The organism is Paenibacillus lemnae (assembly GCF_012933385.1).
GTDB classification, from domain to species: domain Bacteria; phylum Bacillota; class Bacilli; order Paenibacillales; family Paenibacillaceae; genus Paenibacillus_AQ; species Paenibacillus_AQ lemnae.
Map to the genome: position 1 here is coordinate 1 of NZ_JABBPN010000016.1, position 13933 is coordinate 13933.

At 48.6% G+C, this 13933-nt stretch carries 10 protein-coding genes; 7 read left to right on the forward strand and 3 right to left on the reverse strand.

Features of this window, described 5'->3' with window-relative positions; genetic code table 11:
• Positions 1 to 134: 134 nt before the first annotated feature.
• Positions 135 to 755 (reverse strand): hypothetical protein, encoded by a 621-nt coding sequence (locus tag HII30_RS15720; RefSeq protein WP_169506001.1) that lies wholly within the window; start codon positions 753 to 755, stop codon positions 135 to 137.
• A 263-nt stretch (positions 756 to 1018) separates the two neighbouring features.
• On the opposite strand from HII30_RS15720, the gene HII30_RS15725 reads away from it, so the two are divergent.
• Complete coding sequence (locus HII30_RS15725; protein ID WP_246246525.1) at positions 1019 to 2146, forward strand: ATP-binding protein; 1128 nt, start codon at positions 1019 to 1021, stop codon at positions 2144 to 2146.
• Positions 2147 to 2216: 70 nt separating this feature from the next.
• Positions 2217 to 3431, forward strand: coding sequence for an MFS transporter (locus tag HII30_RS15730; RefSeq protein ID WP_211184634.1), 1215 nt, complete (start codon positions 2217 to 2219; stop codon positions 3429 to 3431).
• 84 nt (positions 3432 to 3515) lie between these two features.
• On the opposite strand, the gene rnjA is transcribed toward HII30_RS15730, so the two are convergent.
• Positions 3516 to 5234 (reverse strand): ribonuclease J1, encoded by a 1719-nt coding sequence (rnjA, locus tag HII30_RS15735; RefSeq protein ID WP_169506003.1) that lies wholly within the window; start codon positions 5232 to 5234, stop codon positions 3516 to 3518.
• Between the two features lie 95 nt (positions 5235 to 5329).
• On the opposite strand from rnjA, the gene HII30_RS21670 reads away from it, so the two are divergent.
• Positions 5330 to 5461 carry a YqcI/YcgG family protein gene (locus tag HII30_RS21670; RefSeq protein WP_343045119.1) on the forward strand — a complete coding sequence of 44 codons (132 nt, stop codon included), beginning with the start codon at positions 5330 to 5332 and terminating at the stop codon, positions 5459 to 5461.
• A 213-nt stretch (positions 5462 to 5674) separates the two neighbouring features.
• Here the strand turns inward: HII30_RS21670 and HII30_RS15745 are convergent, their stop codons facing one another.
• On the reverse strand, positions 5675 to 6559 hold the full coding sequence (locus HII30_RS15745; RefSeq protein ID WP_169506004.1) for a helix-turn-helix transcriptional regulator: 885 nt from the start codon (positions 6557 to 6559) through the stop codon (positions 5675 to 5677).
• A gap of 353 nt (positions 6560 to 6912) precedes the next feature.
• Between HII30_RS15745 and yicI the strand changes: the two genes are divergently transcribed.
• The 4 genes from yicI to HII30_RS15765 all read left to right on the forward strand — a co-directional run bounded on the left by yicI (position 6913) and on the right by HII30_RS15765 (position 13921).
• A complete protein-coding gene (gene yicI, locus HII30_RS15750) occupies positions 6913 to 9237 on the forward strand; it encodes an alpha-xylosidase (protein ID WP_169506005.1) in 2325 nt (774 codons plus the stop codon).
• 208 nt (positions 9238 to 9445) lie between these two features.
• Complete coding sequence (locus HII30_RS15755) at positions 9446 to 11236, forward strand: sensor histidine kinase (protein ID WP_169506006.1); 1791 nt, start codon at positions 9446 to 9448, stop codon at positions 11234 to 11236.
• Complete coding sequence (locus HII30_RS15760; RefSeq protein ID WP_169506007.1) at positions 11233 to 12789, forward strand: response regulator transcription factor; 1557 nt, start codon at positions 11233 to 11235, stop codon at positions 12787 to 12789. The genes HII30_RS15755 and HII30_RS15760 overlap by 4 nt, the downstream gene beginning before the upstream one ends.
• 169 nt (positions 12790 to 12958) lie before the next feature.
• Positions 12959 to 13921: an ABC transporter permease gene (locus HII30_RS15765; RefSeq protein ID WP_425496002.1), complete on the forward strand. Its 963-nt coding sequence runs from the start codon at positions 12959 to 12961 to the stop codon at positions 13919 to 13921.
• Positions 13922 to 13933 lie beyond the last annotated feature (12 nt).

Genomic DNA, 13933 nt, shown 5'->3' on the forward strand with positions numbered 1-13933 from the left:
CGACCGCCGCTCGTTTTTTCTTTATTGTACACAAAAAAACCTACAAGATGACTTTTTTCAAAGTGTCCATCTTGTAGGGTACAGTTTATACAGGCTCCTCCTTTTTTGTGTTCACTATTCCTGTGCAGTTCCGATCACGTACCAATGCGAATGAGTTTTCCCCGGTCGCTGTGTTCTGCAGGAGATGAGAAGGAGGAGGCCGTGTGAGATGAAATGGATAAAGGCATATTCTTGAGGTATCCATGCAGGGGTCCATGATATAATTCTTGCAGCTGCGGGGAGTTGGAGAAATCCCCAGGTGTGACTAGATGAGGCGGTTTATCGACAGGGCGGATTCCGGCTTGTTCAAAAACGGTAGCTACGAAGTGTGAGCAAAAGTAGGCATTATCCCGGTCAATATGAAGCCTGAACAAGATTCCCAGCAGACCCAGCAGGTTATATTTATACATATCCTGATGATCCATCATCTGCTGAACGAGATGATACATTCGGTCATAGTCTCTCTTGCTGACAGCGCAGCGATACACAGCGCATTGGGAGGAATAAAAAAACGGTGAGCGCAGATTCTCGCAAACCATTCCGCCGCTGAACGGATTGTTCGCTTGTTTGCGGCCAAAGCTGTAAACTTCGCGCAGTTCGGAATCAAACGCGATCGATGCGTGATTCAGAGGGGCGTTTGTAAAGCATTGGATCATACGGCTGAACCAGGTACCCGTGCCTGTAAGCACGATCCAAATATCTTGTTCCGTTGACATTCTCGCAAACTCCTTTTAACGGTCTTACATGTACGTACTCTATGATGTCGCGCTCTTGCTTCTTTCACAATAAACGAAATTGGTACGTTGTTCAAGGTTAATTAAAACCATTTTATTCAAATTTCCATCTCTATAAAACGGTTCGTTATAAGTCTCGGCACGATGCGACAGAATGAGTTTTTTTACGACATCTTCAGATAAAAATCTTGTTTGAATGCGTTCGGAGAAGGAGAACGGCTGGACAGCCTCGAATGTAAGTAAAAATGATTGTACAACGAGAATGGAGGAACGTTCGGATCATGATTGATGATGAAGGCCTCTGGAAGAAGATGATGCTGCAGGCATTGGAGAGCTCACCGATGGGTATGGCATGTCTCAGTCCGGATGGCCGTATTCAAAATGTGAATCCTTCGGCCTGCTTGATGCTGGGATACGAGGCAGAGGAACTTATCCACCATTATTATGAGGAATGGGTTCACCCTGATGATGCCATCCTTAATCCCTTATATCGTTCGGAGTGGGCGAAAGATGAGCCATATACTTATGAGACGGAAGTGCGATTAATACACAAACTGGGACACATCGTCTGGGTTTCTTTTACCTTGCAATCGGTTACGGAGAAGGATGGGGCACCTGTAGGATATATAGTATATCTTCAGGATTTGACGGAACAGAAGCGGGCCAGTGACTATGCGGAGTCCATGATGATCCAGTCAGACAAGCTGTCTATTGCGGGTCAGCTGGCAGCAGGTATTGCCCATGAAATACGGAATCCGATGACATCGATAAAAGGGTTTGTTCAGCTGCTGCGAACCGGTTACGGAAGCAAACAACAGTATTTCGATATCATTTCCTCGGAGATTGAGCGCATCGAATTGATATTGGGTGAGTTATTGATTCTAGCCAAGCCGCAGAGCATCAAATACGAATCCAAGGATATCCGGCTGCTGCTGGAACAGGTTATTACCTTGTTAAATACCCAGGCGATTCTGAACAATGTGGAGATCCAGACGGATTTTGATTTGAACGCTCCCTATGTGCAGTGTGATGAAAATCAAATGAAGCAGGTGTTCATCAATTTTATCAAAAATGCGGTGGAATCTATGGCGAGCGGCGGTACAATAACGATCCGCATGGATGGCGGCAGTCCCGGGGAGCTGCATATTTATTTCACGGATGAGGGCTGCGGCATGCCGGATTCTATCTTGTCACGGCTGGGAGAACCGTTTTATACAACGAAAGAGAAGGGGACCGGGCTCGGTTTTATGATCAGCAAAAAAATGATTGAAGAACATCAGGGCTCTGTTCATGTGAATAGCAAACCAGGTGAGGGTACCACCATTAAGGTTACGCTTCCTGCAGTTTCGGATGCCCGAACGACATCTTCCTGAATTTAATATTCGGGATGCATGCTAAAGCTCGTTTAGTATCAACATAATATAGAAGCAAGGAGGGCTGATCATGAGTACGAAGATCATAAGAAATCCGAAACAGCGTAAACTTCTGTTCAGTGCCGGTCTGAGCTGGATGTTCGATGCGATGGATGTCGGCATCATTTCATTTATCGTCGCTGCCTTGGCGAAAGAATGGGCACTGGGATCACAGGAGGTAGGCGTACTGGCGAGCAGTACCTCGATCGGAATGGTTTTTGGCGCCATGCTGGCAGGTATTCTCGCAGACAAATACGGACGTAAGAATATTATGCTGTGGACGCTGTTGATATTTTCTGTCGCAAGCGGACTTTCCGCACTTGCCACAGGCTTTGTGGTGCTTTGCTTGCTGCGATTCATTGCTGGCCTTGGACTTGGAGGCGAGCTGCCGGTGGCTTCAACCCTGGTGTCGGAGAGCATGCCGGTGGAAGACCGGGGACGTTCGGTTGTGCTGCTGGAAAGCTTTTGGGCAGCGGGCTGGATTTTATCGGCGCTCATTGCCTACTTTGTCATTCCTGACTACGGCTGGCGTACAGCATTTGTCATCGGTGCGCTGCCTGCACTGTACGCTTTATACTTGAGGCGTGCCATTGAGGATCCTCCAAGGTATTTGAAGCAGAAGAAGGCGCGGCGTCTGTCGTTATCCGAACGGGTGAAATCAGTGTGGTCCGGACAGCACCGGAAGACGACGATTATGCTCTGGGTGCTGTGGTTTACCGTTGTGTTTTCTTACTATGGCATGTTTTTATGGCTGCCTACGGTTATGCTCGACAAGGGCTTCAGTCTGGTCAAAAGCTTTCAATATGTGCTGATTATGACGCTGGCCCAGCTTCCCGGGTATTTTACCGCAGCTTATTTTATTGAAAAGTTCGGCCGCAAGTTTGTGCTTGTTACCTATTTAATATTTACTGGGCTCAGTGCGTTCTGGTTCGGTTATGCAGAGTCAGTAAATATGCTGCTGGCCGCTGGCATTTGTTTGTCCTTCTTCAATCTGGGAGCATGGGGCGGTCTGTATGCCTATACACCAGAACTGTACCCGACCCGTATACGCTCTACCGGTGTAGGTCTTGCAACATCATTCGGCCGGATCGGTGGAGTCATTGCCCCGCTGCTGGTAGGGGTGATGAAGGAGAACGGAACTGCTATCCCCGCGATTTTTATCATGTTTTTCTTGACCATATTGGTGGGTGCCTTCGCAGTGCTATTATTAGGAAAAGAAACCAAAGGTATAGAGCTGGCAGACTGAACGCTTCCTCCAGCAGCGATAGAGCGCAGCAAAAAAGACGGTGCCGGGATAAACTCCCTGACACCGTCTTATTTTTTGTTTCAGTTAAACCTCCATGATGGAGGGCATAATGAACGGGCTGCGCCCGAGTTCTCTTTTGAAATAGCGGTTTAACGTGGATGTGGTCATCTGCTCCCATGCCGTCTGATCATAATCACGCTGTTCTCCCGCCTTGTTAAGATGCTTGCGGAGCATAGCTTCTGCACGACGCAGCAGAGGCTTGGAGTCCTGCATATAGACAAATCCTCGTGTAATCAGCTCCGGTCCGGCCATCAGCTTCCGGGTCTCACGATTCAGCGTCATAGCTACGATCACGACGCCGTCATGGGCAAGCTGAACACGTTCTTCCAGCAGCTCCTTCTCATGGGTGCGAAGCTCACCGTTATTGATATATACATCACCCGATGGAATGTTGCGTCCTTTGCGGGCGCCGTTGCGGAAGAGAGAAAGCGTGTTGCCGATGTTCAGCAGGTACACGTTATTCTCCGGAACGCCGACGTCCATGGCGAGCTTGCGGTGGTTAAGCAGCATCCGGTATTCTCCGTGAATCGGGACAAAATACTTGGGACGAATGCTGCTGAGCATAAGCTTGAGATCTTCACGGCAGCCGTGGCCGGAGGTATGAATGTCCAGAATCGATCCGTAACGGACCTCTGCACCTGCACGCATTAACAGATCAATACTGCGGTTCACATTTTGTGTATTGCCTGGAATCGGTGACGAAGAAAAAATGACGGTATCATCCGGATGAATCTGAATGGAGCGGTGAGCTCCTGAAGCGATGCGCGTCAGTGCTGCGTTCGGCTCTCCTTGACTCCCGGTACAGATCACGACCACCTGATGGTCCCGGTAGCGGTTAACGGACTTCGCATCAATCATCATACCGTCAGGTATGCGAATGTAACCGAGTTCCTGGCCGATGGTAAACACCTTCTCCATGCTGCGGCCGACAATAGCCAGCTTCCGGTTCGTCTGGATGGCGGCTTCTACAACCTGCTGGAGACGATGCACATTGGATGCAAACGTGGCGAATAAAACTCTTCCCGGACTTTCCTGAAATTGTTTTAATATCGATTGCCCCACGGTACGTTCAGAGGGAGTAAAGCCTTCTCGTTCACTGTTCGTACTGTCTGCAAGCAGTGCAAGCACACCCCGCTTGCCGAGGCTCATAATTTTATGGATATCAGCAGGCTTGTCCTCTGGCGTAAAATCAAATTTAAAATCACCTGTGTGCACGATCGGCCCATAAGGCGTTTCTACAACAACACCATAAGCATCGGGAATACTGTGTGTGGTGCGGAAGAAATGAACGGCCAGATGTTTGAATGAGAACTTGTCAGTCTCATGAAACACTCGCAGATCACTCTGATCCAATAGACGATGTTCCTCCAGTTTGGTACGGACCAGGCCAATCGTAAGCGGACCGCCATAAATCGGCATTTGAATCTGCCGCAGTACGTAAGGAATTGCTCCGATATGATCTTCATGACCGTGGGTCAGGAACAGGCCCTTGATTTTGTTTTTATTTTCAATCAAATAGCGGATGTCAGGAATAATGTAGTCGACACCGCTCATTTCGGCATCCGGGAACTTGAGCCCGGCATCTATAATAATAATCTCATTTCGAAATTCTACGGCATACATATTCTTGCCGATTTCTCCCAAACCGCCAAGAGCAAAGACGCGGACTGGAGGAGAGGAGGGCTTGGGTTTGCGGGCTGGTGGCGTACTCTGTATCTTCTCGTTTAATAAAGGCTTGGACATAATGTAAAAGTATTCCTCTCTATGGATAATATTGTCGGACATCGAACATCAGGGCGCAGTCGAATGGAGCCGTCTCCTGAGGCCTACGGATCTTAGTGATCATCCCGCCCCATTGTGATCTTGATCAGATCGGAGCGGAAAATAATTATGAATGGAAACAATATTTAATACGAGACAGTGAGGAATCACTGCCTTCGTGTCCATTTAAACAATCAATCATTAAATAAGGTGGACCTTATGTAGCAAAGGATAATGGTCTTTATCGATTAGAACAGGGCTGGCTCCCATGGGAGACTATACGTCTATCCTGCCCCTCTCATGGTCCATCCTAACCTCGCTGTTCTGATATTGAACCGATCGCACATGAAATGATCTTATTTCAGTTTACCATTTTTATAGCAGCGTGTGGTAGTGATATATGATAAAAAAGATCTTGCCGGCTAGACACCCTGTTTTTTCCGGAATTGTGACGGGGTGCATCCCATAAACCGGCGGAATACTCTGACGAAATAACTGATATGGCCAAATCCGACATCCATGGCGATATCGGATATTTTTCGTTCATGATCCTGCAGCATTCCTGCAGCTACACGGACCCGGTAGGAATTAATATAATCCATCGGAGTCTGGCCGGTCATGCTTTTGAAGAACCGGCAGAATTGGCCTTCGCTCATCGGAATCAGGGCGGAAAGTTCGCCAAGACGGATCGGCTGCTGGTAATGAGATTGAATGAAGGCGATCACCTTCTTCAGTCGTTCAGTCCGGCTTCGGCTGTGATCTGCGCTTCGGCTGCGGTTAACCAGGAAGTTCGCGGCAGCAGCCTGGGACAGAAGGACAAGCAGGCGGCCCTTGATAGCAGCCTGATATCCTGGAAGGCGCTCTGTCGCTGCTGACATCATAGCCTTGATCTGTGCCGCCAGCTCTGGGTGCTGCACTGGGCTGATCCAGCGGGGAATTGTCGCTTTTCGTTCCTGGAAAGGGAGAACCGTTTCTTCCTGAATCACGTCGTATCCCGAACTTGCCAGCAGGGAAGGGTCAAATACCATCGCCCGGAACCGGCAGCCGCGGCTGCCTTTCGCATGGCCGGTATGAATATCCCCGCCATCGATCATGACAGACTCACCCGCCTGTACGTGGATCATCTCCGTATCAATCTGAAACAGTACTTCACCCTCCAGCACGGTGAAAATTTCATTTTCCGGATGCCAGTGGGAATCGACAACATGAGCGCCCGGCGGGAAATGGTATTCATAGATTTCAAAAGGGAAGCGTGCATCTCCATGCATCTGCATTTCTTTCAAGGAGAGTCGTAAACTCTGGTCCATAAATGGGCCTCCTTAATTACTTGTTATACAGACTGAAGTTAATAGTTTCCTCTCCGGTGGCTGCGATGGCAAGTGTTCTTACGACCGCTGTTGCCTCCAAAATGCTTGGAATTATGATCTATGGTTGCATTTCGGAGGCAAAGGCGGACGCTGCCGCTTCTTCAGAATCACTTGTCACCTCCGCAATAAGATGGTTCAAGCTTAACTTCATTCTAAATATAACAAAAAATTAGTTTGTATCAATATTATGCTATAAAAGCATGGAATCCTGTTAGTTTTGTGTCCATGATATCAGTATAATGACATTATAGCGCTTACACATTGAATGATAAACAGGAGAGGCGGTTAGTTTTATGAAATTTACGGATGGAAACTGGATGATCCGCGAAGGGTTTACCGTTTCGGGGGCAGTACAAGCCCATGATTTTGATATACGTGATAACACACTGACAGCTTATGCGTCGACAACACCGATTCCCGGCCGGGGCGCGATGATTAATACACAGCTCATTACAGTGCAGTTTCATTCACCAGCTCCAGGCGTAATCGGCGTCAAGCTGATTCATTACGCCGGGGTTCAAGATCACGGTCCTGCCTTCGAGCTGTATAAAGACAGCGGCAGCCATGCCGTCATTGAAGAAACAGAAGAGAAAGCAGTTCTTCGGAGCGGCAATCTTAGCGTTGTGATTCAAAAAGGCCCGCAGTGGTCTGTTCATTTCTATCGTGGAGAGGACCGGATTACCGGCAGCGGCTTTAAATCGATCGCACATGTTGAAGAGACCGGCGGCAAGGGCTACATGCGCGAAGAGCTGGATCTGGGTGTAGGCGAATGGATTTACGGCCTGGGTGAACGCTTCACGCCTTTTGTCAAGAACGGTCAGGTCGTGGATATTTGGAATGCAGACGGCGGCACAAGCTCCGAGCAGGCCTATAAGAACATTCCGTTCTATATTAGTAATAAAGGCTACGGTGTATTTGTAAACCAGCCGGATCTGGTTTCTTTTGAGGTGGGTTCCGAAAAGGTCAAAAAAGTTCAATTCAGCGTTCAAGGCGAATCCATGGAATATTTCATCATTGACGGACCAGATCCGAAGGGTGTGCTGGAGAAGTATACGACATTGACCGGAAAGCCTGCGCTTCCGCCGGCATGGACCTTTGGCCTGTGGCTGTCGACTTCATTCACAACCCAATATGATGAAGCGACGGTCAATGCTTTTGTCGATGGCATGATTGAGCGGGATATCCCGCTGCATGTATTCCATTTTGACTGCTTCTGGATGAAAGGGTTCCAATGGACAGACTTTAAGTGGGATGAGGAAGTGTTTCCGGACCCGCAGGGCATGTTGAAGCGGCTGAAAGAAAAGGGACTCAAGATCTGCGTCTGGATCAACCCGTACATTGCTCAGCGCTCCCGTCTGTTTGAAGAAGGGAAAGAAAAAGGCTATTTCGTGAAAAAGCGTAACGGCGACGTCTGGCAGTGGAATATGTGGCAGCCAGGCATGGCGCTGGTGGACTTCACGAATCCAGAGGCCTGCGAATGGTTTGCCGGTTATTTAGGCGAGCTGGCAGATATGGGCGTAGACAGCTTCAAGACCGACTTTGGTGAGCGGATTCCGACCGATGTTGTTTATTTCGATGGCTCTGATCCGCATAAAATGCACAATTACTATACCCAGCTTTACAATAAAGTAGTATTCGATCTGCTGGTAGAGAAGTTTGGCAAGAACGAAGCTGCAGTGTTCGCACGTTCTGCTACGGTCGGCGGGCAGCAGTTCCCTGTACACTGGGGCGGAGACTGTTATGCGGATTATGAGTCGATGGCGGAAAGCCTTCGCGGAGGCCTCTCGCTCGGCCTGGGCGGCTTCGGTTTCTGGAGCCATGATATCGGCGGATTTGAAAACACGGCACCGGCCCATGTATTCAAACGCTGGCTGGCCTTCGGCCTGCTCTCCAGTCACAGCCGTCTGCACGGCAGCACCTCCTACAGAGTGCCTTGGGCATATGATGAGGAAGCGGTAGATGTAACGCGCTTCTTCACAAAGCTGAAGTGCAGTCTCATGCCGTATCTGTTCGATACAGCGGTGGAAGCATCGGAGAAGGGAATTCCAAGCATGCGCGCGATGCTGCTTGAATATCCGAATGATCCGGCTGTCGAGCTGCTGGACCGTCAATATATGCTGGGAAGCTCTCTGCTGGTGGCACCGGTGCTCAGCGAAATTGGAGAAGTGACCTATTACCTGCCGCATGGCACATGGACGCACCTGCTGACTGGTGAAACGGTGGAAGGCGGCATCTGGAAAAAGGAAACGTATGATTTCCTGGGACTCCCGATTTACGTACGCCATAATTCTTTCCTGGCAAGAGGCAAGGACCATACCCGTCCGGATTACGACTATGCGAATGACGTAAGCTTAAATCTTTACGTGCTGGAAGACGGGAAAGAAGCAGAAGTTGTGGTCCGCAGCATGAAAGGCCAGCCTGAGCTGACCGTACGTGCGGTCCGCCAGGGCAGCCGTGTGGTGTTCACCGCCGAAGGCGCAGGTAAAGCATTCACGGTACAGCTGCACGGTATGGATACTGTTCAGGATGTGGAAGGCAAGGGTGTGACTCTTGCGGATGGTACAATTCAGATCGAAGCAGGACAGTCATCCCAAGAGTTTACGGTCACCTTGAAATAGCAAGTTTGACTGGTGATTACCCGCACTAAGATGGAATAAGCCCGGACCGGCCGACAGCCGGCAGCCGGGCTGTTCCCTATTTAGGAGCAGCAAGGGTCTTGTCGTATTCTGACAGTAGAATATAATTAGTTTACGGCAGTGAATCCTGGTTTGCATGTAAACGTTTACACATATGCCGGTGTCAGAACAGACAGGAGTGGACAGGCTTATGTTGACGTATTTTGTTCAACAGATTAATGATATGAAGATTCGCAGCAAGCTGATCCTTTCTTTTATCGTGGTAGGCTTTGTTCCCATGGCCATCATAGCGATATTTTTGACCGGTGAATTGCGGAGTTTCTCTTTTGACAACGCACTTGAGCTGGCTAAACAGAATGTAGAGAGGGTTAAGAAGAGAACGCTTGAAGTCACCAATGTGGCAGATGATCTTTCTTACCGGCTTTCCTATGATGAAAGGCTGAAGAACCTGGCTAATCAGCAATATGAAAGTGTATCCGAAGTTGTGAAAGCTTACCGGGAGTATCCCGATCTGCGCCTGGCGATTCAGATGTATAAAGAAATTTCCAACATCCGTTTTTATAGTGAGAATCCTACGATGCTGAACAACTGGGAGTTTATATATCCGCAGCCGGAAGTCAAGGGGATGAAGTGGTTCCAGTCGGCTGAAGAAAATATTGGTTTAATCCGATGGGAGTATATTACGGATGAACGGGATCATAAACAATATCTCAGCCTGATTAAGGGAGTTGACCTTGGCAGCCGCGACAACCGCGGCGTGCTGGTTATTAATGTGAGCTCGCGTCTGCTGGAAACGATATTAACGCAGGAAACCTTCGATACCATACTGGTGGACAATAACAATCAAATTGTGGCTTCAAACCGTCCCGAATTAAATGGCGGTACGCTGGATCATATTCAAGACGATTCCGGAGTGATCTACAATCAAAGCGGTATCTATGAGTCGGTCATTGAAGGTGAAGCTTCCAAAGTGCTGATTGAGCCGCTGATGCCGGACAGCAATAATGAAGGATTGCGCATTATCTCTATTTTTTCAATCGACAGCATTATGAAAGATGCCAACCGCACGAATAAGCTTGCTTTGACAGTAATTATGATCAGTTTACTGCTGATGCTTCTGCTCATTTACAGCTTCTCATCCCTGATCTCCAACCGGCTGCTGCGTCTCAGTAAACACATTACGAAAGTAGGAACCGGAAATCTGCAAATATCGATGGAGATTGACGGCAAAGATGAAATCGGCCAGCTGTCCCGTCAGTTTAATTCCATGGTATCCAGTGTCAACGAATTGATGAACGAGGTGCAGGAGTCTAATCATCAGAAGCGGATGATGGAGCAGAAGCAGAATGAAATTAAATTCAAAATGATGGCTAACCAAATCAACCCCCACTTTTTGTTCAATGCCCTAGAATCCATTCGGATGGAGGCCCATATTAAAGGGCAGAAAGAAATAGCCCACGTGGTTCGCATGCTGGGCCGAATGATGCGTAGCAACCTTGAAATCGGTACCGGTAAAATCAAGATCAAAGAAGAAATCGAGATGATCCGTTGTTACCTGGATATTCAAAAATTCCGTTACGAGGATCGCCTGATTTTTGAACTTGATGTAGATCCGGCTGCAGAGTCGGTCCAAATTCCGCCGCTGATCATTCAGCCCCTGGTGGAAAACGCCGTCATTCACGGTATGGATCATAAGCAGGAAGGAACGACCGTACGCGTGCATGTAGAGGTGCTTGATAACGGCAGTCTGCGTGTTGTGGTGGAGGATAATGGAGCAGGGATTCAGCCGGAGAGGCAGGAGCAGATCAGAAACTTCCTGAATGATCCGGATGAACATGAAGGAGAGCGTATTGGATTGCGAAACGTCCATGTTAGGCTGCAGCTCGCCTTTGGATCGGAATCCGGTTTACAGATTTGCAGTGAACCACTAGTCGGAACATCGATTCAATTTATCATACCTGCAGGAGGAGATGGAATATGATCGAGGTGCTGATTGTTGATGATGAGCCCAAATTACGAGAGGGCCTAAAGAGTATAGTTCCCTGGAGTGAGATCGGTTATCATATTGCGGATACTGCAGCTAACGGCATGGAGGCTTTGGAAAAGCATAAGCAGATTCACCCAGGACTCATGGTGGTGGATATTCGCATGCCGGGCATGGACGGCATTCAGCTGATTGAGGCGATACGTGAAACAGACCCTGATGTTCATCTGCTGATTCTGAGCGGTTATGCTGATTTTGACTATGCGAAGCGGGCGATATCCCAAGGCGTCGATGGCTATCTCTTGAAGCCGGTCGATGAAGAAGAACTGGAAAACTATCTGTACCAGATTCGGGACAAAATATTGCAGGAGCAAACATCGGACGCGATTCAAATGACCTCATCAGGAGGCGAGAGGGAGCGGTTCATACAAAAACTTGTCTCGGCAGGTACGGCGGATGCTTCGGGGCTGGAGAGGGCAGGGCAGCTGAACCTCCTTTGGGATCAGTACCAGGTGATTCTCTTGTATATCCATGGAATAGAGGGAACAGAGGCAGAGGGGGATGCCGCGCTCAAACAGATGCTTTATGAAAAGTATGAACAGAATGGCGAGGGCATTGTATTCTCCACACGATCCTGTCTGGGCATTCTTCAGCCCGTTCCGGTGTCGGGGGAGCCTTCAAGAAAGGAACTGTTGACCCATCTACAGGAGGCGGTCCAACAATGCGGACTGACAGCGGTATTCGCTATAGGTGCACCGGTTCGTGCTTTGAAGGAACTGCCGGCAGCTTATCGATCGGCGCGTGAGCTGATCTCTGCGCGTTTCTTTTATGAAGACCAGCTTCTCTTATATCCTGACTCTGTGAGATTTGGCAGTGAACATACCGGGTATAGCGATCTTGCTTATTCATCCGGTGCAGTGACAGATCAGCTGTACTACGCCATTGATGCAGGTCAGATGGAGACGCTGAGCGCGCTGGTGAATGCGGCCGCTGAGACGATGATGCAGGAACAATATACAGAAGAGAAGATGAAGGGGGCCTTTGTAGAGCTTCTGACTGCTGTGTATGGAAAGCTGACCCGCCATCGTGCTGAACTACAGTCACGTACCAGTGAGAAAGAGTACAGCGACCATATCGCTGCCGTATACCGTCAACCGAATGTGTATGCCTTGTGCAGGCATTCCATTTCTTTCCTGGAGATGCTGGCAGGGCAGGATGTCAGGGACAGCCGCGGCCAGGAAATGAAAAAAATTCTAGACCTGATTGACCGCAATTATAATGAGAATTTGAAGCTGGAATCGCTGGCAGCCGTCTTTAATTATAACAGTGCATATCTGGGGAAAATGTTCAAAAATACGACAGGAGAATATTTCAACACCTATCTTGATAAAGTGAGGATGGAGAAGGCAAAGGAATTATTGAAGCAGGGTATGAAGGTATACCATGTGGCAGAGCAGGTCGGATACAGTAATGTAGATTATTTTCACAGCAAATTCAAAAAATACGTTGGCACTTCTCCATCAAATTACCGCAAAGAGCCGGAGGAGTAGAAGAACAGGGCGCATTTGTCATGCGTCCTTTTTCGCGCGGAAAGGGGATTTCATCTCACACCGTATGTAATGTCTAATTTCTATATGATTTTTAAGCCAATCCTGTGGGTACTCCAATGATCGCGCTTCCATTATCATGAATGTATACAAAGAGAAGGGAGTGGTTGGCTTGAAAGCGGTAACACCTGGAGAGACAAAACTGCATTCTACCGCAAAAAAGAAAAGAGGGTTTTGGGCCACCTTCAAGGAGCAGAAAGTACTGTATGGGATGTCCATCCCCTTTATCATTGTGGTTTTTATATTCAGCTATATGCCGGTCTGGGGCTGGCTGATGGCCTTTCAAAACTATCGTCCGGGTAAAGGGATTCTGGAACAAAAGTGGGTCGGTTTCGATCATTTCGTAGCCTTGTTCTCAGACGAGAAGTTTTATCAGGTTATGCGGAATACACTCGCGATGAGCTTTATGGGATTGATTGTAGGCTTTACGGTGCCGATTCTTTTCGCAGTCCTTTTGAACGAGATCCGCGGAAGCGTATTCAAGAGAACGGTGCAGACGATCTCTTATCTGCCGCATTTCGTATCTTGGGTCGTTGTAGCGGGAATTGTAACCAAGATGCTGGCCGTAGAAGGAGGAGCGGTCAATCAGCTTTTGATGGGCTTGGGCTTTACTGACTCACCCATTTCGTTTATGTCCAAAGGCAGCTGGTTCTGGACGATTGTGACGAGTGCCGAGCTGTGGAAGACGATGGGCTGGAACGCCATTATTTATCTGGCTGCCATTACAGGCATCGACCAAGAGCAGTTTGAGGCAGCGAAGGTGGATGGTGCTAACCGGATCCGGCAGATATGGCATATTACACTGCCAAGCATAGCACCCACGGTTGCGATCCTGCTGATTATGTCCATCGGTCATCTGATCAGCATCGGCTTCGAGAAACAGTTCCTGCTCGGGAATCCGCTCGTCGTAGATTACTCCGAGGTTCTGGATCTGTACGCATTGAACTATGGTTTGGGAATGGGTCGATTCTCGTTCGGTACCGCCATCGGAATGTTTAACTCACTTGTCAGTATTTTGCTGCTGCTCCTGGCTAACGGAGCGTTCAAAAAATTCGCGAAGCAGTCCATCATGTAAGGAGGGAACAAC